This is a genomic window from Burkholderia sp. KJ006, assembly GCF_000262695.1.
Lineage (GTDB): Bacteria > Pseudomonadota > Gammaproteobacteria > Burkholderiales > Burkholderiaceae > Burkholderia > Burkholderia vietnamiensis.
Genome location: NC_017921.1, coordinates 2031314 through 2057800, shown reverse-complemented (window position 1 = coordinate 2057800; position 26487 = coordinate 2031314). Strand labels below are relative to the sequence as shown.

22 protein-coding genes are annotated in these 26487 nt (G+C 68.5%); 17 read left to right on the top strand and 5 right to left on the bottom strand.

Annotation, left to right across the window (positions count from 1 at the left end; translation table 11 throughout):
- Positions 1-24: 24 nt before the first annotated feature.
- The 9 genes from MYA_RS22995 (at position 25) to MYA_RS22955 (ending at position 8291) form a co-directional block, all read left to right on the top strand.
- On the top strand, positions 25-915 hold the full coding sequence (locus MYA_RS22995; RefSeq protein ID WP_014725275.1) for a peptidylprolyl isomerase: 891 nt from the start codon (positions 25-27) through the stop codon (positions 913-915).
- Between the two features lie 6 nt (positions 916-921).
- Positions 922-1962 (top strand): hypothetical protein, encoded by a 1041-nt coding sequence (locus MYA_RS22990; RefSeq protein WP_014725274.1) that lies wholly within the window; start codon positions 922-924, stop codon positions 1960-1962.
- Between the two features lie 67 nt (positions 1963-2029).
- A complete protein-coding gene (locus MYA_RS22985) occupies positions 2030-2374 on the top strand; it encodes a hypothetical protein (RefSeq protein WP_014725273.1) in 345 nt (114 codons plus the stop codon).
- On the top strand, positions 2371-3969 hold the full coding sequence (locus MYA_RS22980) for a Do family serine endopeptidase (protein WP_014725272.1): 1599 nt from the start codon (positions 2371-2373) through the stop codon (positions 3967-3969). The genes MYA_RS22985 and MYA_RS22980 overlap by 4 nt, the downstream gene beginning before the upstream one ends.
- Positions 3970-4076: 107 nt before the next feature.
- Positions 4077-4505 carry a YbaB/EbfC family DNA-binding protein gene (locus MYA_RS22975; protein ID WP_226147740.1) on the top strand — a complete coding sequence of 143 codons (429 nt, stop codon included), beginning with the start codon at positions 4077-4079 and terminating at the stop codon, positions 4503-4505.
- A gap of 172 nt (positions 4506-4677) precedes the next feature.
- Entirely contained in the window at positions 4678-4905 is a 228-nt protein-coding gene (locus tag MYA_RS22970) for a DUF3079 domain-containing protein (RefSeq protein ID WP_011882496.1), read from the top strand.
- A gap of 185 nt (positions 4906-5090) precedes the next feature.
- Complete coding sequence (gene hcp, locus MYA_RS22965; protein WP_014725269.1) at positions 5091-6758, top strand: hydroxylamine reductase; 1668 nt, start codon at positions 5091-5093, stop codon at positions 6756-6758.
- 13 nt (positions 6759-6771) lie between these two features.
- Positions 6772-7794 (top strand): 2Fe-2S iron-sulfur cluster-binding protein, encoded by a 1023-nt coding sequence (locus MYA_RS22960; RefSeq protein WP_011882494.1) that lies wholly within the window; start codon positions 6772-6774, stop codon positions 7792-7794.
- A 95-nt stretch (positions 7795-7889) separates the two neighbouring features.
- Entirely contained in the window at positions 7890-8291 is a 402-nt protein-coding gene (locus MYA_RS22955; RefSeq protein ID WP_011882493.1) for a PPC domain-containing DNA-binding protein, read from the top strand.
- Between the two features lie 153 nt (positions 8292-8444).
- Here the strand turns inward: MYA_RS22955 and MYA_RS22950 are convergent, their stop codons facing one another.
- The 4 genes from MYA_RS22950 to MYA_RS22935 form a co-directional block, all read right to left on the bottom strand.
- The gene (locus MYA_RS22950) at positions 8445-9680 is read right to left on the bottom strand and encodes a DUF2252 family protein (protein ID WP_014725268.1); all 1236 of its coding nucleotides are present in this window, start codon (positions 9678-9680) and stop codon (positions 8445-8447) included.
- A 94-nt stretch (positions 9681-9774) separates the two neighbouring features.
- A complete protein-coding gene (locus MYA_RS22945) occupies positions 9775-11061 on the bottom strand; it encodes an Nramp family divalent metal transporter (protein WP_014725267.1) in 1287 nt (428 codons plus the stop codon).
- 567 nt (positions 11062-11628) lie between these two features.
- Positions 11629-11877 carry a hypothetical protein gene (locus tag MYA_RS22940; RefSeq protein WP_014725266.1) on the bottom strand — a complete coding sequence of 83 codons (249 nt, stop codon included), beginning with the start codon at positions 11875-11877 and terminating at the stop codon, positions 11629-11631.
- Between the two features lie 636 nt (positions 11878-12513).
- Positions 12514-12948: a universal stress protein gene (locus MYA_RS22935; RefSeq protein ID WP_014725264.1), complete on the bottom strand. Its 435-nt coding sequence runs from the start codon at positions 12946-12948 to the stop codon at positions 12514-12516.
- A gap of 824 nt (positions 12949-13772) precedes the next feature.
- Here MYA_RS22935 and katG point away from each other — a divergent pair.
- From katG to MYA_RS22905, 8 genes are all read left to right on the top strand, one after another.
- Positions 13773-15998 (top strand): catalase/peroxidase HPI, encoded by a 2226-nt coding sequence (gene katG, locus MYA_RS22930; protein WP_014725263.1) that lies wholly within the window; start codon positions 13773-13775, stop codon positions 15996-15998.
- Positions 15999-16055: 57 nt separating this feature from the next.
- Positions 16056-16514 carry a pseudoazurin gene (locus tag MYA_RS22925; protein ID WP_034195228.1) on the top strand — a complete coding sequence of 153 codons (459 nt, stop codon included), beginning with the start codon at positions 16056-16058 and terminating at the stop codon, positions 16512-16514.
- 377 nt (positions 16515-16891) lie between these two features.
- Entirely contained in the window at positions 16892-18373 is a 1482-nt protein-coding gene (locus MYA_RS22920) for an amidase (RefSeq protein WP_014725260.1), read from the top strand.
- A gap of 278 nt (positions 18374-18651) precedes the next feature.
- Positions 18652-19344: a hypothetical protein gene (locus MYA_RS22915; RefSeq protein ID WP_011882483.1), complete on the top strand. Its 693-nt coding sequence runs from the start codon at positions 18652-18654 to the stop codon at positions 19342-19344.
- A 100-nt stretch (positions 19345-19444) separates the two neighbouring features.
- Positions 19445-20278 (top strand): arylamine N-acetyltransferase family protein, encoded by an 834-nt coding sequence (locus tag MYA_RS22910; RefSeq protein WP_014725258.1) that lies wholly within the window; start codon positions 19445-19447, stop codon positions 20276-20278.
- A gap of 72 nt (positions 20279-20350) precedes the next feature.
- Complete coding sequence (locus MYA_RS32000; protein WP_014725257.1) at positions 20351-20524, top strand: hypothetical protein; 174 nt, start codon at positions 20351-20353, stop codon at positions 20522-20524.
- Position 20525: 1 nt separating this feature from the next.
- Positions 20526-20687 (top strand): hypothetical protein, encoded by a 162-nt coding sequence (locus MYA_RS31995; protein WP_011882480.1) that lies wholly within the window; start codon positions 20526-20528, stop codon positions 20685-20687.
- Positions 20684-21541, top strand: a complete 858-nt coding sequence (locus MYA_RS22905; protein ID WP_011882479.1) for a class I SAM-dependent methyltransferase — start codon at positions 20684-20686, stop codon at positions 21539-21541. The genes MYA_RS31995 and MYA_RS22905 overlap by 4 nt, the downstream gene beginning before the upstream one ends.
- 21 nt (positions 21542-21562) lie before the next feature.
- On the opposite strand, the gene MYA_RS22900 is transcribed toward MYA_RS22905, so the two are convergent.
- Positions 21563-26404, bottom strand: coding sequence for an NAD-glutamate dehydrogenase (locus tag MYA_RS22900; protein ID WP_014725256.1), 4842 nt, complete (start codon positions 26402-26404; stop codon positions 21563-21565).
- Between the last annotated feature and the right edge of the window lie 83 nt (positions 26405-26487).

Below are 26487 nucleotides of genomic sequence, written 5' to 3'. Positions count from 1 at the left end.
AGCAACCGAGAGGGCGGTGCAGCGATGATGACGAAGATGAAGACGCGGGCGCTCGTGACGGCCGGCTTGCTGCTGGCCGCACCGCTCGCCGCGCATGCGCAGGACGACGTGATCGCGAGCGTCGCGCAGGCGTCGGTCACGCAGGCCGATATCGCCGGCGTGCTGAAGGCGGTGAACGCCGAAGGCCGCGAGCGGCTCGCTGCCGACCCGGCGGCGCTCGACCAGGTCGTGCGCGCGACGCTCGCGCAGAAGGCGGTGCTCGCCGAGGCGAAGTCGAAAGGCTGGGAGAAGGACGCGCAGGTGCAGGCGGCGATCGAGCAGGCGCGGCGCGACATCGTCGCGCGCAGTTATCTCGCATCCGTCAGTGCGCCGCCTGCCGACTATCCGTCCGATGCCGAGATCCAGTCCGCATACGAGCAGAACCGCACGGCGCTCACTACGCCGCGTGCGCTGCACGTCGCCCAGATCTACCTCGCGGTGCCGTCGAACGCGGACGCCGCGACGCTGGAAGCCGCTCGCAAACGGGCGGCCGATCTCGCGAACCGCGCGCGCAGCGGCGATTTCGCGGCGCTTGCGCGGGCGAATTCGCAGGACGCCGCGAGCGCGGCGAACGGCGGCGATCTCGGTTTCGTACCGGATTCGCTGATGCTGCCGGCCGTGCGGCAGGCGGCCGACGCGCTGAAGCCCGGGCAGGTGTCCGCGCCGGTTCGCACGCCGTCGGGTTTTCATGTCGTGAAGCTGATCGACGTGCGCGCGGCTGCGCCGCGTCCGCTGGCCGACGTGAAGGAGCCGCTGCGCACGATGCTGCGCGCGCAGCGCACGCAGCAGAATGCGCGCACGTATCTCGCGAACCTTGCCGCGAACGCGCCGATCAACGAAGACGCGCTGAAGAAAGCGCTCGCCGCTGCCCGGTAGGCCGCCATGGCAACTGTCCGTCCGACGCCGCCGGTCGCGGCTCCCGATGCGCGCACGCCGGAGCGGCGGCGCGCGGCCGTCGCGTCCGATCGTCCGCGCCTGCCGAAGGCGACGCCGTGGCCGAGCCGCCGCGGCGAATGGCCGACGCATTGTCCGCTGTGCTTCGGCGCGCTCGAGCCGCTGCCCGGCGCGGGCGGCTATGCGCGGCACCGCAGCGCGCGTTGCTCCGCGCAATGCGTGCTGACGACGCGGCAATATCAACCGGATGAGCTCGCGATCCGCGGGTCGCGCGATGTGGAGGTCGCGGCGCGTCATCGCGCGCGGTTCGTCGCGCGGTGGGCGTGTCATTACGCATCGATGCGGCATGTGTGGCCCGCGCTGACGATCGAGCGCTTCATCGCGGTGATCGCGTGCGCGGACGTCGCGGATCTGTGGTCGTACCGGATGTTGCGCGACGACGATCTGGCGGCCGTGCTGCTCGTGCTGGCGGGGTTTATGCGCGTGCCGGAGGTGGTGGGTGGGGATGCGGTGCGGGCGGATACAGCGGCTGGTGATGTGGCGTGTGCTGTTGCGCGGTTTGCCGATGCGTCGTCCGCTGTCACGCCGTCTTCTGGTGCGCGATTTGCCGATGCGCCGTCCGCTGTCACGCCGTCTTCTGGTGCGCGGTGTGCCGATACGTCGTCTGCCGTCGCGCCGTCTGCGGATACACCGTCTGCCGACACACCACCGGCCGTCGCGCGCGGCGCTGCCGCGCTCGCCCCGACGGCGCGCTGGGTGCGTTTCTGGTTCGACGCGAGCGTGCGTGACGTCGGCGATTTGTGGACCGCGGGCGGCGATGCGCCGCGGCTCTTTCGCGTCGACTATCGCGAGCCCGTCGTCACGCCGTATCCGACCGGCGCGCAGGTGCTCGCGTGGCAACCGATCGACGGGATGCGCGACGTCTGGGTGCAACGCGCGGATGCGCACGAGCCAGCGGTCGGCGCGGCCGAGCGCGCGGCGTTCGCGCGCTTTCTGGCGCAACCGGTCGCGCGCGCGGTGCGCGCATGAGCGCGCGGATGCAGGCGAACCGGCCACGATCCACGGAGGACGGATGAACAGAAGACTTGGAGTGACGATGACGATCGCATGTGTGCTGCAGGCCGCGGGCGCGCACGCGCAGGGCGGCGGCGCGGCGGCTGCCGAGCCTGGTTCAGCTGGGAAGCCGGTGTGCGTCGATGCGGAAGTCGACGGCAAGCGCGCGCTGTCCTATGACTGCCTGAGCCGGCAACTGAAGCCGGCGTCCGACGCGCAACCGGGCGGCGCACCGCAGACCGATGCCGAACGGCTGTCGAAGCAGCCGTCGAACCGCCTCGGCACGTTCAACCTGTCGACCGAACGCAACCGCTTCGGCTCGAACTGGGGCCGCTCGGCGACGCCGCAGCGGCCCGACGCGCCGGTCGCGGTGCCGCCGAAGCGATGATCGCGCGGTATCGGCGGCCGGCGCGCAGCGATGCCATGCGCATGCGCATGAAGGCGGGCCGCGCCACGTTGCTGCGAGCGCTGACGGGTGGGCTCGTGCTCGCGTGCGCGGGGATTGCGGCTATCACAGTTGGCAGGGCTGCCACGGTTGCCACGGCTCCGACGACTTCCACGACTTCCACGACTTCCGCGATTTCCGCGATTTCCGCGATTTCCGCGGCTTCCGCGGCTTCCACGGCTCCCACGGCCGCCACGACGACCGCGCCAACCGAGCGCAGCCCCATCGCCACGAACAACCGCACATCCGCAACCGTCGCACTGCCGAACTTCGCGGCGCTCGTGCGGCGCGTGGGCCCGACCGTCGTCAACATCAGCGTCACGCGCGAAGTCGCGCAGATGGGCATCCAGCTGCCGCCCGGCATCGCACCCGACCATCCGCTCGCGCCGTTTCTCGCGCGGCGCGTGATCGGCAACCGCGAGGAGGTGAGCCTCGGCTCCGGCTTCATCGTCGACGCGGACGGCGTGATCCTCACGAACCGGCACGTAGTCGGCGACGCAACGAGCGTCGACGTGAAGCTCACCGACAAGCGCGAGTTCACGGGCCGCGTGCTCGGCAGCGATCCGCTGTCCGACGTCGCGGTGATCCGTATCGACGCGCACAACCTGCCGGTCGTCGCGACCGGCGATCCGGCACGCACCGAGGTCGGCGACTGGGTGATGGCGATCGGATCGCCGTACGGGTTTGCCAATACGGTCACGCAGGGCATCGTCAGCGCGAAGTCGCGCTCGTTGCCCGGCGAGCGCGCGATTCCGTTCATCCAGACCGACGTGCCGATCAATCCCGGCAATTCGGGCGGGCCGCTGTTCGATCTCGACGGCCGCGTGATCGCGATCAATTCGATGATCTTCTCGAAGACGGGCGGCTATCAGGGGCTCGCGTTCGCGATCCCGATCGATATCGCGCTCGACGTGAAGGACCAGTTGCTGCGCACCGGCAAGGTCGTGCGCGGCCGGCTCGGCGTGGCCGTGCAGGAAGTGAGCCGCGCGCTCGCGCGCTCGTTCGGCCTCCCGGGCCCGGACGGTGCGCTGATCACGATGGTCGAGCCCGACGGCCCGGCCGCGCAGGCGGGATTGCAGGCGGGCGACGTCGTGCTCGCGGTGGACGGCAACGCGGTCGCCGAATCGGCGGATCTGCTCGGCACGATCGCCGGCATGCGGGCCGGGCGGCAGGTCGATCTGCTCCTGTGGCGCGCGGGGCGGGCGATGCATGTCGGCGCGACGGTCGGCGCGTTCGACAGCGGGGCGGCGCCGGCCGGCGTCGCGCGCGGACCGGCCCGCTTCGGGCTCGTGCTGCGCGCCGCGACCGACCGCGAACGGCGGCGGCTCGGCGTGGGCCAGGCGCTCGTCGTCGAACGGGCGAGCGGTCAGGCGGCGCGCGCGGGGTTGCAGCCGGGCGACGTCGTGCTGTCGGTCAACGGCGCGACGGTCGCGAGCATCGACACGTTGATGGCCGCGATGGACGCCGCGCACGGCAACGTCGCGCTGCTCGTGCAACGCGGCGGCACGCGGCTGTATGTGCCGATCGGGGCAGGATGAACGCGCAGGCCGACGCGGTGCGATGCGCGCCGTTCGCGCACGCGAGCGATACACATGGAACGGGAGGCGGGATGACGCGAACGCGGGTAGGGACGGTATCCGGATGGTTGCGCGCAGGCGTTTGCGCGGCGCTGCTGGCCGTGTGCACGTCGGTCGCCGCACAGACCACCGACGTGCCGCAGTCGTGGGTCACATATGCCCAGTTGGTCGGGCATCAGTTCGAGATGTGGCTCGAAGCGGGTGGAGACGCGTCGCAGCGGCTGCATCGTTATCTCGAAGCGCGCGGCCCGGATGTGAGCGCCGATGCGCCGTCGCCGATCGCGATACGCGCATGGATCGGTGCGAACGGCGTGGTCACACGAGTGGATTTCGCGACGCTCGGCTCGGCCGATGCGGACGCGGCGCTGCGTCAGTTGCTCGTCGCGCGAGCGCTCGCCGAAGCGCCGCCGCCGGACATGCTGCAGCCGCTGCGCGTGCGCTTGCAACTGATCGCGAATCCGCAAGCCGTGGCGGCGTCGGACACGCGTACGCCGTGACGAGACGTCGCGCGACATGACGAGCGCGGTCCATCCTGAGCAACACCGAAACGGCCTCCGCACGCGCCATCGATCCCGCCTCTGCGCTGCGAACGAATGTCGCATCGGCATCGTGCGGTGTGCGTACTAGAGTCGGACGGTAGCGTACCCACCGACTTCAGGACAACGCATCATGGCCAAGAAATTCGCGCTGCACCCGGCGCATCCGGAGCGGATCTGCTGGGGGTGCGACAACTACTGCCCGACGGATGCGATGCGTTGCGGCAACGGCTGCAGTCGCACGCAGCATCCATGCGAATCGCTCGGCGAAGACTGGTATCGCTACGGCGACTGGGGCATCGAATTCAGCGAAGGCGAAGCCGACGACGCGCCCGCCGAACCGGCCGGCGCGCAGTCATAGCGACAAGTTGTCCCACACGTGTGCTTTTTTGATCTGCGTCAGGGTGGCAGATGCTGCGCCGAAAGATCATGAAAAAGATGCATAAAGAACGCATCTTGAAGCGGGCGTAGCGCCCGGCGGCCGAAACACGATTTGCGGCGCCGACGCACCGACCCGCGTCCCCATGATCGACAAAGGAGAGCACCGTGTTTTGCTATCAATGCGAACAGACCGACCGGACCGGCGCACGGCCCGGCTGTGCAACGGCGAAGGGCAACTGCGGCAAGGACGAGACGACTGCCGACCTGCAGGATCTGCTGATCCATGCGGTGAAGGGCATCGCGCAGTACGGCGCACTCGCGCGCACGATGGGCGTGCGCGACCGCGAAGCCGACCGGTTCGTGCTGTACGCGATGTTCACGACGCTGACCAACGTGAACTTCCACGCCGCGCGCTTCGTCGCGCTGCTGCGGGAAGCGGCGCAGACGCGCGACCGCGTGAAGGCCGCATGCGACGCGCAGGCGCGCGCCACGGGCGCGGCGCTGCCGGCGCTGCAGGGTCCGGCAGCGTGGCAGCCGGCGGACGATCTGCCCGGTCTGCTGAAGCAGGCAGCGGCCGTCGGCATCGACGCGGGCCTCGATACGGTGGGCGCCGACATCGTCGGGCTGCGCGCACTGGTGCTGTACGGGCTGAAGGGTGTGTGCGCATATGCACACCATGCACGCGTGCTCGGCTACGAACGCGACGACATCTACGAAGGCATCGAAGCGGCGCTCGCGTTTCTCGCGACCGACCCGACCGACGTGAACGCATTGCTCGAGCAGGCGCTCGATCTCGGCCGGCTGAACCTGACGGTGATGGAGCTGCTCGACAGCGCGAACACCGGCCGCTTCGGCGCGCAACAGCCGAGCGCCGTGCGCGTGTCGCCGGTGGCCGGCAAGGCGATCCTCGTGTCGGGCCACGACCTCGGCGATCTGCATGCGCTGCTCGAACAGACGGCGGGCACCGGCATCAACGTGTACACGCACGGCGAGATGCTGCCCGCGCATGCGTATCCGGCGCTCAAGGCGTTTCCGCATCTGGTCGGCAACTACGGCGGCGCGTGGCAGGATCAGCAGAGCGATTTCGCGCACTTCCCCGGCCCGATCCTGATGACGTCCAACTGCATCATCGAGCCGCTGCCGCAATACCGGCAGCGGATCTTCACGACGGGGCCGGTCGGCTGGCCCGGCGTGCGGCACCTCGAACATCACGATTTCTCGACGCTGATCCGTGCCGCGCAGGCGCTGCCCGGCTTCCCGGCCACCGCGCCCGAGGAGACCATCACCGTCGGCTTCGGCCGTCATGCGGTGCTCGGCGTGGCCGACAAGGTGATCGACGCGGTGAAGGCCGGCCAGATTCGCCACTTCTTCCTGATCGGCGGCTGCGACGGCGCGGCGCCGGGACGCAACTACTACACCGAGTTCGCGGAGCAGGCGCCGGACGACACGGTCGTGATGACGCTCGGCTGCAACAAGTACCGCTTCAACCGGCACGCGTTCGGCGATATCGGCGGCATTCCACGTCTGCTCGACGTCGGGCAGTGCAACGACAGCTATTCGGCGATCCGCATCGCGACGGCGCTCGCGGACGCATTCGAATGCGGCGTGAACGACCTGCCGCTGTCGCTCGTCATCTCGTGGTTCGAGCAGAAGGCCGCGGCCGTGCTGCTGACGCTGCTCGCGCTCGGCATCCGCAACATCCGGCTCGGACCGACGCTTCCGGCGTTCATCACGCCCGGCGTGCTCAACGTGCTGGTCGATCAGTTCGGCATCCAGCCGATCGGCGACGCCAGTGCGGACCTCGCCGCTGCGCTGTCGCGCCAGGCAGCGTGAGCGGGATGATTCGATGAGCTATCGGATCGAGATCACGACGCGCGACGGCGAGCCGTTCGGCTTCGACTGCGAACCGGGCCAGGACGTGCTCGCCGCCGCTGCGCAGGCCGACATCACGCTGCCGTCGCAATGCCGGCGCGGCAGTTGCGGCGCGTGCCAGGCCACCGTCGTCGACGGCCCGTACGAGATGCAGGGGCACAGCGCCGACGCGCTTGCGGCAGGCCAATCCGGCGCGGTGCTGCTGTGCCGGACGACGCCGCTCGGCGATCTGCGGGTCGCCGCACCGTACGACCGCAGCAAGGTGCTGCTGCAGCCGGTGCCGGTGCGCACGGCGCGCATCGTGACGCTCGACACGATCGCGCGGGACACGATGCGCGTCGAGCTGCAGATCGAGCCCGACGACGTGTTCGGCGCGGCGGCGGAATTCGAGGCCGGCCAGTTCGCGGAGCTGGAGGTGCCGGGCAGCGGCCTGCGCCGCCCGTATTCGCTCGCGAATACGAGCAACTGGGACGGCCGCCTGGAATTCCTGATCCGGCTGCGGCCGGGCGGCTGGTTCTCCACCTATCTGCGCGAGCGCGCACGGCTCGGGGATGCGCTGACGGTGCGCGTGCCGATGGGCGGCTTCGGACTGTTCGCGGATAGCTTGCGGCCGCGCTGGTTCGTCGCGGGCGGCACGGGGCTCGCGCCGATCCTGTCGATGCTCAGGCGCATGGCCGAGTATCAGGAGCTCGCAGACGCGCGGCTGTTCTTCGGCGTCAATGAGGAAAGCGAGCTGTTCCTGCTCGACGAGCTGGAGCGGCTGCAGGCCGACTTGCCGCAGTTGCGGGTCGACCTGTGCGTGTGGCGGCCCGGCCCGCAATGGGCCGGACTCCACGGCACGCCGGTCGATGGATTGCGCGCGGCGCTCGCGCAGGCCGACGTGTCGCCGGACCTCTACGTGTGCGGGCCGCCGCCGCTCGTCGAGGGCGCGCGTGAAGCAGCCGCAGCGGCCGGCCTGCCGGCCGCGCAGTTCGCCAGCGAGCGCTTCACCGTGTGATGCGCGTACGTCGTGCGGTCCGGCAGCGGCTTGCCGGATTGCGCGGGCGCACGTACGCTGCGTCGATACCGAGGCTCTCGAGCAGGTGATCGACCATGCAAGCCCTTCCTTTACGTCTGTCTCCCGGTGACGATCTGCGCGCGTCGATCGAGCACGCGTTGCGTCGGCTCGATGTTCATGCGGCGTTCGTGCTGCAGGGCATCGGCAGTCTCAGCGTCGCGCGCGTGCGTTATGCGGGCGTCGATTCGCCGGCCGAGTTGCACGGCGACCTCGAAATACTGACGCTGGCCGGCTCGGTGTCGCCGGACGGCGCGCACCTGCACATGACGGTTGCCGACGCATCCGGGCGCGTGTCGGGCGGACACGTCGCGAGCGGCTGTGTCGTGCGTACGACCGTTGAACTGCTCGTTGCATCGTTGCCCGCGCATCGATTTTCGCGCGAACGCGATGCGCGTACCGGCTTCGACGAGCTCGTGATTCGGCCGGCGAGCGGTTGATCGGGTGGGGTGGCCGGCTGGGTCGATCGTGTGCGATACGGTGGGGCCGGGCCGCGCGCGAGCTGGTGCGGTCGTGCGCGACACGACACGACATGGCGCGGCCCGAAGCGGCACCGTGCTACACCGCGCATCGCGTGATCCCGCGGCCACGATTCAGCGCCCCGTCCTCCGCAGCACATGGCGACGGCAATGCTCCAGATACGCCTGCTCATGCGCGGCCATCAATTCGATGATGCTTCGCCACAGCCAGGACGGTGCGTCGACCGTCTTCGGACGCCGGCTCCGCAACTCGTTACGCCATGCCCGTTGCGTCGCGTCGTCCATCTGTATCGCATGTGCGTGTCCGACCACGCGCGCAAGATATCGCGCCGCGTCGATCGCGTCCGCTTCCGACAGGCGTTCGGCGTCCAGCTTCAGATCCTGCGGCATCAATTCGCGCATGACGACCGGGCGCCCGTCGAGGCGCGCCGCGCACATGCGACTTCCGAGCATCGGCGACACGTGCCGCGCGCCTTCGAGCACGCGCTGCGCGGCATCCTGCGGCATGCGTATGCCTCTCTGTTTCGGCGCGTCGGCCGTGGTGGCCTCCTTGATGTCGATCAGATAGGGGCGGCGCTCATCGGGACACCCGTCGTCGATCTCGAGCATCACCGCGAAGCGGCGCCGGCCGAGCGAGCTGCATCCCTTGACCCAGTAGGCGGCGTCGAGCACCGTCATGCGCGCGTTGGCGCAAGCCGCATGACTGAGCGCGGCGCTGACCGGAGACACCGGAGCCGATTCGAACAGCACGTGAATGGCGCGCCGCTCGGCTTCGGACAGCGGCCAGAAGCGCTTGCCGAGCGGAATGTGCGGCGCGCGTTTGCGCAGCGTCTGCCGCTCGAGCTTGCGCCACGATCGGTGCAGCGCCGCCTGCATCGCTATTTTCACTGCGGTCGGGCGCTTCGTTCGGGCGAGTTCGTCGCGACGCCGCGGATCGAACGCGAGCGCATAGCCGTCGATCAGCGCTTCCATCATGTGCCACGTGATGACGCCGGGCAGATCCGAGCTGCGCGCCGCGGTCGCCAGCGAGAAGCCGAGCCGCAGCAGGTCGTGCACCGGATTGCCGATCACGCTCTGGTCGAGGTCGCGTATCTGCACGGCGACTTCGCCCGTCTTCGCCGCGACCGGCCCGAGGTTGCCGAGATGGCAGTCGCCGCAGATCCACACCGCGGGGCCGTCGGGCAACGTGCCGGTTCGATGGTCGGCCAGCCACGCGTAGAAGCGTTCGGCGCTGCCGCGCGTGTACGTGTGGATCGAGCGCGCCATCTTGCGGCTGCGCAGGCGCTCGAGAGTGCGCGCGCGTTCGTCGCTCGCGGGCAGCCGCGCGGATGCTGCGCTTTGTTTCGCCACGATGCTTCCTCCTTCTTCCACACGGCGCCGGCCTGTCGGCAGGCAGGTCGGCGCACGAGACGTCCGCCGAGCGCGCCGGGATCGGCCTTGCGGCTCAGCCCGGCACGAACACGCCGGTGGCGGCGATCGCCATCGCGGCCGTCGCGATCCAGCCGCCCCAGGCCAGCACGCCCCGGACCGCGAACTCGCCCATGATGCGTCGGCTGCGCGCCATCAACATCATCACGATCATGATCGGCACGGCGGTCACGCCGTTGATGACCGCGCTCCAGTAGAGCGCGCGGATCGGATCGAAATGCATGAACGTGATCGCGACGCCGCCGATGATCGCCAACGCGATCACCGCATAGAACTCGGGCGCGACACCGACCTTCAGCGCGAGACTGTTGCGCCAGCGGAACGTGCCCGCGGCCGCGTAGGCGGCCGATCCGGCGAGTACGGGCAGCGCCAGCAGGCCCGTGCCGATGATCCCGAGCGCGAACAGGATGTACGCGAAGTGGCCGGCGATCGGTTCGAGCGCGCGCGCGGCATCCGCCGAGGTCTTCACGTCGATGTGATGCCGGTTCAGCGTGGCCGCGGCCGTGAGCGTGATGAAGAACGCGATGACGTTCGATACGCCCATGCCGACCCAGGTGTCGAAGTTGATTCGTTGCAGTTGCGCGGGCGCCTGGTGTGGCGCCCGCCGCAACGACTTCTGGTTCGGTTTCGCGCGCAATTCCTCGACTTCCTGCGACGCCTGCCAGAAGAACAGGTAGGGGCTGATCGTCGTGCCGAGCACGGCGACGACCGTGGTCAGGTACGCCGCGGTCAACTGGAACCGCGGCCGCACGAGCGCGCGGCCGACTTCACCCCAATCGACCGGCACGATCAGCGCGACTGCGACATACGCGAGCAGCGCCAACGCGGTCCATTTGAGCAGGCGCGCATAGCGGTCGTACGGCACGAAGATCTGCAGCAGGGCCGACAACGCGCCGAGGAAGACGACATAGAGTTCCTGCGGACCGTGCAGCAGCAGATTGACGGCTGCGCCCATCGCCGCGAGGTCGGCCGCGATGTTGATCACGTTCGCGACGATCAGCAGCACCACGGTGGCGTAGAGCAGCCACGGCGGATAGTGGGCGCGCATGTTCGAGGCGAGCCCCTTGCCCGTCACGCGACCGATGCGCGCGCTGACGAGCTGGATGGCCGTCATCAGCGGATAGGTGAGCAGCAGCGACCACAGCAGTTCGAGGCCGAATTGCGCGCCGGCCTGCGAGTAGGTGCCGATGCCGGAAGGGTCGTCGTCGGCGGCGCCGGTGACGAGACCGGGGCCGAGGCGACGCAGCCACGAGCCGCGATGCGGACGAGTTTGGGCGGAATCGAGTGAGTTGTTGTCGTTCATGTAGGTTGGCGGCCCGTGGGGATATGGCGATCGGGGAGCAATCGGTGTACCTGGGGTACGCGGTCGCTGCGAGGGGCTCGGGACGAGCGATGCGGTGGGCTGTCGACAACAAACGATGGGGATCGGGGACGCGGCGCGGCGGAGGCGCGTGGCCGTCGTGTTGTGAGCGTCGCGGGCGTTGGTTGCGGCGCGGAACGGCAGCGGCGGCCGTGTCGGCCGAGGGATGCGGCGTGCGTGTCTATCGACCGCGTCGGGCGCAGTAGGGTAGTGGGGCGAGTATCACCGCGATGTGGGTGTCGGCTCCATCAGTCGCAAGCCGCGGAAGCCGAAAGCCGAAAGCCGAAAGCCGGAAGCCGGAAGCCGGAAGCCGGAAGCCGGAAGCCGGAAGCCGGAAGCCGGAAGCCGGAAGCCCGAAGCCCGAAGCCCGAAGCCCGAAGCCCGAAGCCCGAAGCCCGAAGCCCGAAGCCCGAAGCCCGAAGCCCGAAGCCCGAAGCCCGAAGCCGACGAAAAGCGCCGATCGCTACTGAAGTCCGCGCGAGAGCCGCAGCGGACGCCGCGCACCGAACGTCAACGGGACGCGGTAGTCGCATCCATATCGGCGCGCCCGCTCACGAGGCATCCCGACATGAACGCCTCGCTTTGGCTGCCGGCAGCCGCGGCGCCGAAGCCGCGGCTGAGCGCGTCGTATTTCACCTGCTCGGCGCGCTGCGAGCACGCACTCGGCGTGGCGTCGCGGCCTTGCGCGTGCAGCAGCGCGCGATCGCCGATCAGGTATGCCAGCAGCGCAAAAAAAGCGATGTGCACGACTCGTCTCATGATTCGTCTCCTCGTTGCCCGAGCGTAACGCGGGCACGGCTCGCGCCGCACTTGGGGCTTCCCCCGGTAAACGTCTGCGGAAACGGCTGGCCGGAATCGGTCGTGTCCTTTTTTCACCGGCAGCGCAATCGGGCGCGATCGTCCCGGCAGCGGCGCGAGTGACGCGAGTTTGACCAATATCAGGATGCGCGCGCGGGCTGACGGTCGCGCGCGCGTTCAAAGCGATAGCATGAATGCATGTTTGTGGAACACGATGCGCGGGCGAGTGAGCGCGCAGCGGCTCCGCTCCGGGCACTGCGGTCATTCGTTGCACACCGCTATCGAAATGGTGAGGAATCCAAATGCTAAACGTCTCTTCCGTACTGATCAGCATGGCGCCGTTGTGGGTCATCCTGCTGGGCGCGTCTTCATTGGCAACCTATCTGCTGTTCGTCCGCAAGGTCATCAAGTAAGCACGCCGGCGCTGCGCGCACGCATACTCAGGCGCAGCGCAGCGGTGTAGACGGTGCGGTACGGCATCGCGTCCGTCACGGCGCATCGCCGCGCCGACTTGAATCGAAAGTCCAGCCGAATCCGGTCCACGACCGATTCGTCGCGCCGCGCACCGATGCTGCCGGCACAGTTCTCTTCAGCGGCTTATCGGACGGCCGTCACCGGCACGTTCGAGATCCGGACCAGCCGGCTCATCACGCTGCGGCGAAACATCGACAGCAGGGCATGAATCGGGTCGTGCCGCGGCGCGACCACGACGATCTCGTCGCAGCCCGTCTCGGCCGCTGCGGCCGCGATCGTGTCGGCCACCGGCCCGACCTTCTTCACCACGCTGTATCTGGCGCCGGCTTCCCGCAGCACGCGCTCGGCCATCGCCAGATCGTCGCACGCAAACCTGTCCTCGATCGAGCGCAACCGCGACAGCGGGTGAAACGCCTCCAGCCGTGTCGCTTCGAGCGGCGGCTGCACATTGATCAGCACGATTTCCGACGCACAACGTTCGCGATACAGAAAGGCCGCGTGGCGCACCGCGTGCAGCGAGCGGGGCGAATGACCGATCGGAACCAGCAGCTTGAGCATGGCGAGCGCCCGGAAGTGGTGACGGTTGCAGCGTAGCGCGCGCCAGGAAGGCACGCGCTAAAGAAAGCGGCCGGCCGCGTAAAAATGTCGTCAACGCCGGCCGGCTTGCCGCTCTTATTAGAGATATAAGAAATTTAAGTTTATGCGCATAAACGTTTTCACTGATCGCGGAGCGGGACGGGGATTTCAGTGACGTGGCGGTCGGTCGGTAGGTCAGTCCGGCGCTTCGTCGAGGCGGGGTACTGCGTGCGCCGAGCATCGCTGCGCACCGACATTCGTCGCATGAACGGTTCGGCGCGCCTCACTCAGGGCTGCGAGTCGTCCATGCGCAATTGAAGCTGCCGTATCGGCCGGTCGGTCGCCGCGTTCGAGATCACCCGCCGCGTCACCGTGCGCGGGCGCTTTGCAACGCCGATAGCAACGACGGCTTCGAGCCGCGACGTGCAACTTCGCGAATTTCCACGGCTACTCCATGCTGCCGCCTCTATCGACAGCGGGCGTGACGCCTGTACGGCTCAAACGCTAATGACTCTGCCGATCCACGAAATCATCGAGCCGGTTCCTCGCATCCGATTCGTGATGACTCGCATCGTGGCCCACGCCGGCGTCCAATTCGAAACCCTTCCGAACGTTGATTGAATTGCGCGCACTACCGGCGACGCGATTTGATGGATTCGATTGACTTATTTTATTCGACCGAATTCGAATCGCCGTCATAGTCTGGGTCAATTGAAGGAATAAATACTACCGATTGGCCGACGAATTCCCTACAAGATCACAATCCTCCCGCATTCCAACATTACGTTCAATTGTGGAGAGGTCATATGCAAAGAAATCGTATCGCAAAATCGGTGCTGGCTGCGGTCGCCGTTATCGCGATGAGCGCCGGTTCCATTTCTGCCCGCGCGGACGGAGCGCCGCGCGCGAATGGCTTCTGGTGGCCGGAGACGCTCGATCTTTCGCCGCTACGTCAGCACGATGTCGAGTCGAATCCGTACGGCAAGGATTTCGACTACGCGCAGGCATTCCAGAAGCTCGATATCGAGGCCGTGAAGAAGGACATCCGGACGACGCTCACGACCTCGCAAGACTGGTGGCCCGCCGACTACGGCAACTATGGTCCGTTCTTCATCCGCATGGCCTGGCACGGCGCCGGCACCTATCGCACCTACGACGGCCGCGGCGGCGCCGGCGGCGCACAGCAGCGATTCGAACCGCTGAATAGCTGGCCGGATAATGCAAATCTCGATAAAGCTCGCCGTTTGTTGTGGCCGATCAAGAAGAAATATGGCCAGAATATTTCGTGGGGCGACCTGATGGTTCTGACGGGCAATGTTGCGCTCGAATCCATGGGTTTTCAAACCTTCGGATTCGGCGGCGGCCGTGAAGACGATTGGCAATCGGATCTGGTTTATTGGGGCGCGGGGCCGAAATTCATGTCGAATAACCGCGACAAGAACGGCAAACTCGAAAAGCCGCTCGCTGCGACCCAAATGGGTTTGATTTACGTCAATCCGGAAGGTCCGAATGGCAATCCTGATCCCGTTGCGGCGGCGCAGGACATTCGCGAAGCCTTCGGCCGCATGGCGATGAACGACGAGGAAACCCTCGCCCTGATCGCCGGCGGCCACACGTTCGGCAAGGCGCATGGCGCGGCTTCCCCGGACAAATGCGTCGGCGTGGCGCCTGCCGGCGCGGGCGTCGAAGCGCAAGGTCTCGGCTGGGCCAACAAGTGCGGCACCGGCAAGGGCGCCGACACGATCACCAGCGGCCTCGAAGGCGCGTGGTCGGTCGATCCGGTGCATTTCACGATGCAGTACCTCGACAACCTGCTCGGCCACGACTGGGTGCTGACGAAGAGCCCGGCCGGTGCGCACCAGTGGATGCCGAAGGATGCGCAGAGCATCGTGCCGGACGCACACGATCCGTCGAAACTCCATCCGTTGATGATGTTCACGACCGATATCGCACTGAAGGTCGATCCCGCGTACAGCAAGATCGCGAAGCGCTTCGAGGAGCATCCCGACGAATTCAAGCTGGCCTTCGCCAAGGCCTGGTTCAAGCTGACGCATCGCGACCTCGGGCCGAAGGCGCGCTATCTGGGCAAGGACGTGCCCAAGGTCGACCTGATCTGGCAGGACCCGCTGCCCGTCGCCGGCTACCAGACGATCGGCGCTGCCGACATTGCGGATCTGAAGAGCCGAATCCTGGCATCGGGGCTGCCGAAGTCGGAGCTGATCAAGACCGCGTGGGCATCGGCGGCGTCGTTCCGCGGCACCGACTACCGAGGCGGCGCCAATGGCGCGCGCATCCGTCTCGCGCCCGAGAACGGCTGGGCCGTGAACGATCCGGCGAGCGTGGCGAAAGTGCTGAAGTCGCTGGAAGCCATCCAGTCCGGCTTCAACAAGGGCAGAACGGACGGCAAGCAGGTGTCGCTCGCCGACCTGATCGTGCTGGGCGGCAGCGCCGCCGTCGAGGATGCGGCCCGCAAGGCCGGTTACGACATCACCGTGCCGTTTGCGCCGGGACGCGTGGATGCGACGCAGGCGCAGACGGATGTCGCGTCGTTCGCCGTGCTCGAGCCGACCGCCGATGGGTTCCGCAACTACTACCAGAAGGGCAATGAGCGCTCGCCGGCCGAATTGCTGGTGGACCGCGCGAGCAAGCTGGATCTGACCGTGCCGGAGATGACGGTGCTGGTGGGCGGCCTGCGTGCGCTCGACGCGAACACGGGCCATTCGAAGCTGGGCGTCCTGACGAATCATCCCGGCACGCTGAGCAACGAATTCTTCGTGAATCTGCTGGACATGTCGACCGAATGGAAGAAGTCGCCGAGCGCCGACGGGACTTACGAAGGGCGCGATCGCAAGACGGGTGCGCTCAGGTGGACGGCAAGTCCGGTCGATCTGGTGTTCGGGTCCAGTTCCGAGCTGCGCGCCGTCGCCGAAGTCTATGCGTCGGACGATGCGCACGAGAAGTTCGTGCGCGACTTCGTCGCTGCGTGGACCAAGGTCATGAACCTCGATCGCTTCGATCTGAAGCGCATCTAATACCGTGATCGGACCGGCCGCGGAAGCGATTTCGTGGCCGGTCCATCGGAGGACGAAATGAAGAAAATCGGATGGCTGCGCCTGATCGCAGGTGCGGGGCTACTGGTATCGATGGGCGCGCATGCGGCCGACGTCGAGGTTCGGATGCTGAACCGCGCGTCGGACGGTCAACGGGGCTTCGAGCCGGCCCTCGTCCACATCGACGTGGGCGACAGCGTGCATTTTGTTGCCGCGGACAGCGGGCATGGCGTCGAAAGCATTCCCGGCATGGCGCCGGCCGGAGCCGGGGCCTTTTCCGGAAAGATCAGTGAAGATCTGACCGTGAAGTTCGACAAACCTGGCGTCTATGGCTATCGCTGCATCCCGCATTACATGTTGGGGATGGTCGGCTTGATCGTGGTGGGACACCCGACCAACGAGGCCGCGGCGCGCAGCGTCGCGCAGCCGCGCGACGCGAAGGCGCGTTTCGATCAACTGTTCGCGACGCTGGACCACGAGCAGCCCACGCAGAAGTAGCCGATGCATCGGCCGGGGGCGGGGCGCGCCAACCCGGCCGCGCTCGAAACGGTGTGGGGTGCCGGATCGATGACGGTTCGGTCGCAGCGAGCGCGCGCAGGCGTCGGACGCGCGATGGGCAGGATCGCTTGCCCGGCGTCGGATAGCCCGGCCGGCCATGCGGTCATGGCCGAGACGCATGCCGTCTGAAACACAAGCGCCGACGGGCACCGTATCGATGCGGCACGCCATGAGCCGTAGCCACTCACGCGTCGAGCAACCCGCGACGAGTCGCGTACAGTTGAGCGTCGGCCGCAGCGCGCCTCCATTCCGGCTGTCCGGAACGGAGCGCCGCCATCGCGCGGCCCTCGGCCCATCCCGATCCCAGGAGAACCCGCATGCCGCACCGCGCCCCGTATCTCGCTCCCGCCTCCATCCCCGTCGATCCGCTCGTGCGCCTGTCGGCCGGCGAGCTCGCGTCGGCGATCCGCCGCAAGGCGGTCTCGTGCGTCGAGACGATGCGTGCATATCTCGATCACATCGAGCGGGTGAACGGTGCGGTGAACGCGCTGATTTCGCTGCGCGATCGCGCGACCTTGCTCGCCGAAGCCGCGGAAAAGGACGCGGCGCTGGCCCGTGGCGAATACCACGGCTGGCTGCACGGGATGCCGCAGGCGCCGAAGGATCTCGCGATGACGAAGGGGCTGCGCACGACCTACGGCTCGCCGATCTTCCGCGATCACGTGCCGCAGGCCGATTCGATCGGCGTCGGCCGCATGCGGGCGGCCGGCGCGATCTTCATCGGCAAGACCAACACGCCGGAGTTCGGCCTCGGCTCGCACACGTTCAACGACGTCCATGGCGCGACGCGCAATCCGTACGACCTGACGCGCAGCGCCGGCGGCAGCAGCGGCGGCTCGGCCGCGGCGCTCGCGGCGCGCATGCTGCCGGTGGCCGACGGCAGCGACTTCGGCGGCTCGCTGCGCAATCCTGCGGCATTCTGCAACGTCTACGGCATGCGCCCGTCGCAGGGCCGCGTGCCGCGCTGGCCCGCCGTCGACGTGTTCATGCAGCAGCTCGGCACCGAAGGGCCGATGGGCCGCACGGTCGGCGACGTCGCGCAACTGCTGGCGATCCAGGCCGGCTACGACGCGAACGATCCACTGTCGCTCGCGGAGCAGCCGTTGGTGTTCGCGACGCCGCTGGACACGGATCTGCGCGGCCGGCGCATCGCGTGGGTCGGCGACTGGGACGGCTATCTCGCGACCGAGCCCGGCGTGCTCGCGCAGTGCGAACAGGGTCTCGCGACGCTGCGCGAGATCGGCTGCGACGTCGATGCCGCGCTGCCGGCCTTCGCGCCGGAGCGCATCTGGCGGCTGTGGCTCGCGCATCGGCATCTGCTCGCAGGCGGCGGGCTGCTCGCGCACTATCGCGACCCGGCGCGGCGTGCGCTGCTCAAGCCCGAGGCGATCTACGAGGTCGAAGGGCTGCTTGCGATGGGCGGCGCGGCCGTGTTCGACGCGAGCGTCGAGCGCACCGCGTGGCATCAGGCCGTGCTGCGCTTCTTCGATCGCTACGACTTCATCGCGGCGCCCAGCGCGCAGGTGTTCCCGTTCGACGTCGAGCTGCGCTGGCCGCAGGCAATCGCGGGCCGCCCGATGGACACCTATCACCGCTGGATGGAAACGGTCGTGCCGTGGACGCTGGCCGGCTGTCCGGTGATCAGCGTGCCGGTCGGTTTCAACGACGATGGATTGCCGATGGGGATGCAACTGATCGGCCGGCCGCGCGCGGATCTCGCGGTGCTGCAGCTCGCGCGCGGCTACGAGCAGGCGGCCGACTGGGTCGGCCGGCGGCTGCCCGGCTGGATGGCCGCGTAGTGAGTGCGTAGTGGGCGCGTAATGGGCACGTAGTGCGCGCCGCGCGATCGTCTCGCGAAGCCGCCGACCCGCGACATTGATGCGCGTGAGGAACGAATTCCGGCGATAGCGGCCCATCGCGCGGCCGCTGCCGACGAATGCGCGCGACCAACGGCACGCGCGGCGCAATTGCAAGCGATGGCCGCGTGCGATTTCGTTTCGATGTGTTTCAGTCGTTGCGGCGGCGCGCGACGCGCTTCGACAATATCGGCCTCAATCATTCGGCACGAGGGAAACTGATGAAGCACATTCGCGCGACGGGCAAGCAGCTGGCAGCGGCCGGCATCGCATTCGGCATGCTGCTCGGCATGAACGGTCACGCCGATGCGCAGCTCGACCTTCAGTCGATCGGCTCGGCGCTGCTCGGCGGCGGTCAGCAGCAGGCCGCGCCTTCGCAGGGCGGCATTGCGCAGCTGATGCAGGCCTACCTCGGCGCGAACCAGCAGGTGCTGGCCGGCCAGTCGTCGCTCGCGTCGGCGATGGGGCTCACCGGTGCGGCCGGCCAGGCGCAACAGGCCGCCAGCCTGCTGGGCGGCGGCAATGCGCTGACGCCGGCCGTGCTGTCGCAGATGGGCGGCGCGCAGCAGTCGGTGTCGCAGGCGCTCGGGCAGGCGTTCGCGAGCGGCGGCGCGACGCATGGCGCGGTCGACAAGCAGGCGTTCAGCAACGGCCTCGCGTCGCTCGGCCAAGGCCTCACGCAGTACTCGCAATTGCAGTCTGGGCTGAACGGCCTCGGTTCGACCAGCGCCGCGTCGCTGCTGCAGGCCGGGCTCGATCCGCAAAACATGCAGGCCGCGTCGTATATCGCGCAGAGCGCGCCGAGCCAGTTGCAGTCGCTCGCGTCGACGCTCAGCCAGGCCGTGCAGTTCGCGACGATCCAGGGCATTTCGGTGCCGCCGGTGGCGTCTTCCGCGCTGAAGCTGCTGCCGTAACGCCGGCGGCGCGCGCCGCCGCTGCGCGCGATGGCCCCGTGCAACCGGGGGATTTCGCGCGATGCTATCGTGACGTGTTCTCCGCTTCCGGTGCCGCTTCATGACTGACTCGTTCGACCTTTCGCGCTACTTCGCCCGCATCGGCTACGACGGCCCGGCCGAGCCGACGCTCGACGTGCTGCGCCGCCTGCATCTGCTGCATCCGCAGGCGATCCCGTTCGAAAACCTCAATCCGCTCACCGGCGCGCGCGTCGCGCTCGACGTGCCGGCGATCGTCGCCAAGGTCGTCGCGCGCCGCCGCGGCGGCTATTGCTTCGAACTGAACAAGCTGTTCTACACGGCGCTCACGACGCTCGGCTTTCGCGTCACGCCGCTGATCGCGCGCGTGCGCTGGATGCGGCCGCCCGAGGCCGTCACCGCGCAGACGCACATGCTGCTGCGCATCGATCTGGACGGCGCGGCGTGGCTCGCCGACATCGGCTTCGGCAGCGCGACGCTCACCGCGCCGCTGCGCTTCGCGCCGGGCGAGCGGCAGCTGACGCCGCACGGCGCGTTTCGCGTCGTCGACGCACCGGTCGACGGCGAGTTCGACATGCAGTTCGAGATTCCCGACGGCTGGCAAACCACCTACCGTTTTTCGCTGAAGCCGGCCGAGTGGATCGATTACGACGCCGCGAACTGGTTCACGTCGACCTATCCCGAATCGATCTTCGTGAACGACCTGATCGCGTGCCGCGTGCTGCCGACCGGCCGCGCGGCGCTGTTCAACACCGTGCTGACGCTGCGCGACGCGGCCGGCGCCGGGCGCACCGTCACGTTCGACGACGCGGCCGCGTGGGGCGCGTGCCTGCGCGACACGATCGGCATCGACACCGCCGGCTTCGATCTCGACGCGCTGTTCGCGCGGGTCGCCGCGCGGGCCGGCAATATCTGAACGCGGATTGCGCGGCCGTGGGGCCGCGCCTCCGCGTTTGACTTTTGCTATTTTGCTAGCACGCTGGCAAGCATGAACGACGAAGAAGGGAAGCAATTCAACGTGTACCTGCCGCTCAGCCTGATCCGGCGGGGCAAATTCCGGGCCATCGAAGCGCAGCAGTCGTTGTCCGCGCTGGTGGCCGACGCCTTGCGCGCCTATCTGGCCGCGCCGCAGCCGGGGCGGCCGCCTACCGAGGAGGAATGACGTGTCGTCCGAGCGAATCGAAGCGGCGTATCTCACCACGCACAACTGGGGCAAGTCGGCGAAGTTCTTCCAGGCGCCGGCGTTCACGCTGGAATTCGAGACCGATCACAACATCTCGCTTGCCGGCGCCGCGCCAGCCGGCCGCGTGAGGGGACGGCGATGAGCGATTGCGAAGCAGCACCCGACAGCACCGCCGCGCGCGTCGCGCTGTGGCGCGCGCTGCACGTCGAACTCGACGCGCCGCCGCACGTGCTCGCCGACGAAATCGGCTTGCGCCTGCTCGCGCCGGCGCCCGGCTGGCAGCAGCGCGGCGACATGGACCCGCAGTTCACGCGGCCGTTTCGCGCGTCGATCGTCGCGCGGGCGCGCTTCATCGAAGACCTCGTCGTCGAGCAGGCCGCGCAGGGCGTGAGCCAGTACGTGATCCTCGGCGCGGGCCTCGACAGCTTCGTGCAGCGCCGGCCGGAGATGGCGTCGCGCGTGACCGTCTTCGAAGTCGATCCGCCCGCGCCGCAAGCGTGGAAGCGCCGCCGGCTCGTCGAGCTCGGTTTCGGCGTGCCGGACTGGCTGCGCTTCGTGCCGGTCGACTTCGAGGCGAAGCAGTCGTGGCGCGACGCGCTGGTGCGCGCCGGTTTCGACGCGGGCAAGCCGGCGGTCGTGGTGTCCACCGGCGTCAGCATGTACCTGACGCGCGAAGCGAACGCGGCGGCGTTGCGCGAAGTCGCGTCGCTCGCGCCGGGCACGACGTTCGCGATGACGTTCCTGCTGCCGCTCGAGCATGCGGACCCGGACGTGCGGCCGGGGCTCGAGATGGCCGAGCAGGGCGCGCGCGCGAGCGGCACGCCGTTCATCAGCTTCTTCATGCCGGACGAAATCCGTGCGCTCGCGACGGCCGCCGGCTTCGCGCGCGCCGAGCACGTGTCGGCCGACGCGCTCGCGCGCCGCTATTTCGCCGGCCGTGCCGACGGCCTGCGGCCGCCGAACAACGCCGAAGAGCTGCTCGTCGCAACGGTCTGACGCCCGTCGCGTTGCCGCCCGTCACGCGCGTTCGAGCACCGCGATCTCGCGCACGACGACGAGCAGCACCGCGAGGCTCGCGCCGCCCGACGCCCGCAGATCGGCGAGCAGGTGGTCGTAGCGCTGCAGCGCGGCGTCGCGCCGCTCGCGCCATGCGTGGACGATCGTCTCGGGTGCCGTCGAGTCGGCCGATTCGGCGAGCGCGCTGGTCGCGAGCGTGCGCTTGAGCCGCGCGATCTCGGCCAGCGCGGCGGCGCGCGCGAGCATGTCCCAATGCGTCGGTGTGGGCAACGTGGCGGCCCGTTCGGCGATCCAGCCGTAGTTCAGCAGCGTGCCGAGCGAGAAGTACACGCCCGCGACCAGTTCGAGACTGCGCTCGCAGGTGGCCGCCACTTCGGCGATGTCGAGCAGCGCGGCCGAGATGTCGCCGCTCGCGACGCGGGCGGCGAGCGTGCCGTCGACGCCCGCGTCGACCAGCACGCGTTGCCGCTCCGACAGCGCGTCGAGGTCGCTCGCCGGCAGCAGCGACGGCAATTGCGGCGCGATGCGCTGCACCGCGTCGCGGCAGCGCGCGATCAGCCCGGCCACGCTGCCGTCGGCCACCGCGCCCGACTGCAGGTGCCGCAGGAACCACAGCGCCGCGCGTTCGAGCAGCCGCGCGACGTCGACGAACATGCGCGCCTGCACGTCGTCGGCGACGCGGTTGTCGAGCGCGTCGATGTCGCGCCACACCGCATCGAGATCGAACACGTCGCGCGCCATGATGCACGCGCGCACGATGTCGCCCGGCTTCGCGTCGGTTTCCTCCATCAGCCGGTGCACGAACGCGCAGCCGACCCGGTTGACGAGCGCGTTGGTGAGATGCGTCGCGAGAATCTCGCGGCGCAGCGGGTGGCGCTGCATCGGCTCGCTGAAGCGCTGCTGCAGCGGCTTCGGGAAATAGTCGACCAGCATCGCGGCGACGAGCGGATCCTCGGGCACGTCCGACTCGAGCAGCGCGTCGTACAGCCACATCTTGCTGTACGCGAGCAGCACCGCGCGCTCGGGCGACGTCAGCCCCTGTTTCGCCGCGTGGCGTTCGGCGATCTCGTCGTCGGTCGGCAGGAATTCGATCACGCGGTTCAGCCGGCCTGCGCGCTCCAGCCAGCGCATCAGCCGCGCCTCGGCGTCGAGCAGCTCGACGCCGTAGCGGCCCGCGATCGACAGCGCCTGCGTCTGGTAGTAGTTGTCGCGCAGCACCAGCAGCCCGACTTCGTCGGTCATTTCCGCGAGCAGCGCGTTGCGCTGCTTGTCGGTCATTTCGCCGTCGCCGACCACGAGCCCGAGCAGGATCTTGATGTTGACCTCGTGATCCGAGCAATCGACGCCGGCCGAGTTGTCGATCGCGTCGGTGTTGATGCGCCCGCCGCGCTGCGCGAACTCGATGCGGCCGAGCTGCGTGCAGCCGAGGTTGCCGCCTTCGCCGACCACCTTGCAGCGCAGCTCCGCGCCGTTCACGCGCACCGCGTCGTTCGCGCGGTCGCCGACCTGCTGGTGCGTCTCGTGGGTCGCCTTCACGTAGGTGCCGATCCCGCCGTTGTACAGCAGGTCGACCGGCGCCTGCAGGATCGCGCGGATCAGCTCGGTCGGCGGCAGCGCGTGCGCGTCGATGCCGAGCGCCGCCTGCACGGCGGGCGACAGCGTGATCGTCTTCGCGGTGCGCGGGTAGATGCCGCCGCCCGCCGAGATCGTCGACGCGTCGTAGTCGGCCCAGCTCGAACGCTCGAGCGCGAACATCCGCTGGCGTTGCGCGAAGCTCGCCGCCGGATCGGGATCCGGATCGAGGAACACGTGCCGGTGATCGAACGCGGCGACGAGCCGGATATGCGGCGACAGCAGCATGCCGTTGCCGAACACGTCGCCCGACATGTCGCCGATGCCGACCACGGTGAAGTCGGTCGCCTGCGTGTCGACGCCCATCTCGCGGAAATGCCGCTTCACCGACTCCCACGCGCCGCGCGCGGTGATCGCCATCTTCTTGTGGTCGTAACCGACCGAGCCGCCGGACGCGAACGCGTCGTCCAGCCAGAAGCCGTATTCGTGCGAGATCGCGTTCGCATAGTCGGAGAAGGTGGCCGTGCCCTTGTCGGCCGCGACGACGAGATACGGATCGTCGGGATCGTGCCGCACCACGTCGGGCGGCGGCACGATCGCGTTGCCGGCGAGATTGTCGGTCAGGTCGAGCAGCCCGCGCAGGAACGTCTGGTAGCACGCGATGCCTTCGCGCAGCCATGCTTCGCGATCCGTCGGCGGCGGCGGATTCTTGACGACGAAGCCGCCTTTCGAGCCGACCGGCACGATCACGACGTTCTTCACCATCTGCGCCTTCATCAGCCCGAGCACCTCGGTGCGGAAGTCCTCGCGCCGATCGGACCAGCGCAGGCCGCCGCGCGCGACGCGCCCGCCGCGCAGATGCACGCCCTCGACGCGCGGCGAGTACACCCAGATCTCGAACATCGGCTTCGGCTCCGGCAGGCCGGGCACCTTCGCGGGGTTGAACTTGAACGACAGGTAGGGCTTCGCTTCGCCGTCGCCGTCGTGCTGGAAGTAGTTGGTGCGCTCGGTCGCGTTGATCACGCCGAGGAACTGGCGCAGGATGCGGTCTTCGTCGAGGTTCGGCACCTGGTCCAGCGCCGTCTCGATTGCCTTCAGCATGCGCTCGACCTGCACCTCGCGCGTGCCGCCGGTCGCCGGGTCGAAGCGCAGCAGGAACAGCTCGACGAGCTGGCGGGCGAGCGCCGGGTTGCCGGTCAGCGCGCGCTCGATGTACGCGTCGCTGAACGTCGAGCCGACCTGACGCAGGTATTTCGCGTACGCGCGCAGGATCGTCACTTCGCGCGCGCTCAGATGCGCGCGCAGCACGAGGCGGTTGAAGTCGTCGTTCTCGATCCGGCCGCTCCAGATGCGGTCGAACGCGTCCTCGAACAGATCCTTCACGCGCTCGATGTCCAACTCGGTCTCGTCGGCGAGCTCGAGGCCGAAGTCGTGCACCCACGCATGCGCGCCGTCCTGCGTGTGGATCCGGTACGGGCGCTCCTCGTCGACGCGCACGCCGAGATGCTCGAGCATCGGCAGGCTGCGCGACAGCGCGATCGGGTCGCCCGCGCGATACACCTTGAAGCGGAACGCGCGCGCGCCGGCCTCGATCGGCCGGTACAGGTTCATCGCGAGCCGGCCGGACGCCTTCACGCGCTCGATCAGCTCGATGTCGCGCACGGCGGTGCGCGCCGGATAGTCGTCGCGATAGCCGGCCGGGAACGAGTCCGCATAGCGCTGCAGCAGCCGGTTGCCTTGCTCTTCGCCGAACGCGTCGAGCAGCGCATCCGCGAGGTCGTCCTGCCAGCGGCGCGTGACCTGCACGAGCCGCGTTTCGAGCTCGCGCGTGTCGACGTCCGGCATCGTGCCCGGTTCGGCATGGACGACGAAGTGAATCCGCGCGATCGCCGATTCCGACAGCAGCGGCGTGAACTCGACGTTCACGCCGTTGTACGCGTTGACGAGCAGCTTCGCGATGCGGCGCCGCAGGTCCGTGTTGTACTTGTCGCGCGGCACGAACGCGAGACAGGACACGAAGCGGTCGAAGCGGTCGCGCCGCACGAACAGGCGCGTGCGCTGATGTTCCTGCAGTCGCAGGATGCCGAGCGCGATGTCGTAGAGCTCGTCTTCGTCGGCCTGGAACAGTTCGTCGCGCGGATAGGTCTCGAGCACGGTCACGAGCGACTTGCCGAGATGCCCGTTCGGCAGGAAGCCCGCGCGCTGGACGATGTTCGCGCATTTGCGCCGCACGATCGGGATGTCGGCGTACGAACCGAAATAGGCGGTCGACGTGTAGAGGCCGATGAAGCGGCGCTCGCCGCTGACCTTGCCGTCAGCGCCGACCAGCTTCACGCCGACGTAGTCGAGATAGCCGGGGCGGTGGACCGTCGCGCGCGAATTCGCCTTCGTCACGAAGATCGGCCACGCGCCGGTGATGATCTCGGCGGCGGCCGGCGGCAGCGGCGTCACGTCGGTTGCGCCGGGCGGGCGCAGCGATTCGCGCAGCAGGCCGAAGCCCGAGCCTTCGACGCCGCGCAGCGCGAAGCCGTTGCCGTCGGCCACGAGCGCGTAGTCGCGCTGGCCGAGGAAGGTGAAGTGATCGGCGACCATCCACTCGACGAACGCGCGCGCCTCGAGGTCTTCCGCGCTCGATTCGCGCGCCTTCATGTCCTTGATCGTCGCGCGGGCGATGTCGACGATCTTCGGCCAGTCCTCGACCGACGCGCGCACGTCGCCGAGCACGCGCGCGATGTCGTTGCGCAGCGTCTCGAGCAGCGTCGCGTCGCCGCAGCGATCGACCTCGAAATGGATGAACGACGCGAGCTGCGAGCTGCCGTCGCCGGGCGTCGCGCCGCCGGCGTCCACGCGCTCGATCGTGCCGTTGCCGCCGCGCCAGATACGGAACACCGGGTGCAGCGCCGAGTGCAGTGCGAGGCCGAGGCGGTTCACTGCCATCGTCACCGAGTCGACCAGAAACGGCATGTCGTCGTTGACGATCTCGATCACCGTGTGATCGGAATGCCAGCCGTGCTGTTCGAGGATCGGGTTGTAGACGCGTAACCGCTCGCTGCCAGGGACGAATTTCTGCGCGGTCTGCCAGTGCGCCATCGCGGCGCCGTAGAGATCGGCGATGCTGCGGTTCTGCAGATCGTCGGCGTCGACGAAATCGTAGTAGTGGCGCAGGAACGGCTCGACGATCCGGAACGTGGCTTCGGGCAGGCGGGCGCGCGCGAATTCGACGACGTCGGAGAGCAGATGTGCGACCACTTCCTCGTTCTTCGCTTCCATGGCGGTCTCCTGGACGGGTGGCCATCGGCTGCTGCGGGTGTGTTCGGCATTATGCGCCGATTGGTGTGCCGATCGCGTCACCG

Coding starts and splice junctions, on each gene's coding strand:
- MYA_RS22920 (WP_014725260.1), top strand. CDS start 16,892: ATGCCGCACCGCGCCCCGTATCTCGCTCCCGCCTCCATCCCCGTCGAT.
- MYA_RS22980 (WP_014725272.1), top strand. CDS start 2,371: ATGATCGCGCGGTATCGGCGGCCGGCGCGCAGCGATGCCATGCGCATG.
- MYA_RS22910 (WP_014725258.1), top strand. CDS start 19,445: ATGACTGACTCGTTCGACCTTTCGCGCTACTTCGCCCGCATCGGCTAC.
- MYA_RS22985 (WP_014725273.1), top strand. CDS start 2,030: ATGACGATCGCATGTGTGCTGCAGGCCGCGGGCGCGCACGCGCAGGGC.
- MYA_RS22955 (WP_011882493.1), top strand. CDS start 7,890: ATGCAAGCCCTTCCTTTACGTCTGTCTCCCGGTGACGATCTGCGCGCG.
- MYA_RS22995 (WP_014725275.1), top strand. CDS start 25: ATGATGACGAAGATGAAGACGCGGGCGCTCGTGACGGCCGGCTTGCTG.
- MYA_RS22970 (WP_011882496.1), top strand. CDS start 4,678: ATGGCCAAGAAATTCGCGCTGCACCCGGCGCATCCGGAGCGGATCTGC.
- MYA_RS22935 (WP_014725264.1), bottom strand. CDS start 12,948: ATGCTCAAGCTGCTGGTTCCGATCGGTCATTCGCCCCGCTCGCTGCAC.
- MYA_RS22905 (WP_011882479.1), top strand. CDS start 20,684: ATGAGCGATTGCGAAGCAGCACCCGACAGCACCGCCGCGCGCGTCGCG.
- MYA_RS22960 (WP_011882494.1), top strand. CDS start 6,772: ATGAGCTATCGGATCGAGATCACGACGCGCGACGGCGAGCCGTTCGGC.
- MYA_RS22925 (WP_034195228.1), top strand. CDS start 16,056: ATGAAGAAAATCGGATGGCTGCGCCTGATCGCAGGTGCGGGGCTACTG.
- MYA_RS22940 (WP_014725266.1), bottom strand. CDS start 11,877: ATGAGACGAGTCGTGCACATCGCTTTTTTTGCGCTGCTGGCATACCTG.
- MYA_RS32000 (WP_014725257.1), top strand. CDS start 20,351: ATGAACGACGAAGAAGGGAAGCAATTCAACGTGTACCTGCCGCTCAGC.
- MYA_RS22990 (WP_014725274.1), top strand. CDS start 922: ATGGCAACTGTCCGTCCGACGCCGCCGGTCGCGGCTCCCGATGCGCGC.
- MYA_RS22915 (WP_011882483.1), top strand. CDS start 18,652: ATGAAGCACATTCGCGCGACGGGCAAGCAGCTGGCAGCGGCCGGCATC.
- MYA_RS22900 (WP_014725256.1), bottom strand. CDS start 26,404: ATGGAAGCGAAGAACGAGGAAGTGGTCGCACATCTGCTCTCCGACGTC.
- MYA_RS22945 (WP_014725267.1), bottom strand. CDS start 11,061: ATGAACGACAACAACTCACTCGATTCCGCCCAAACTCGTCCGCATCGC.
- katG (WP_014725263.1), top strand. CDS start 13,773: ATGCAAAGAAATCGTATCGCAAAATCGGTGCTGGCTGCGGTCGCCGTT.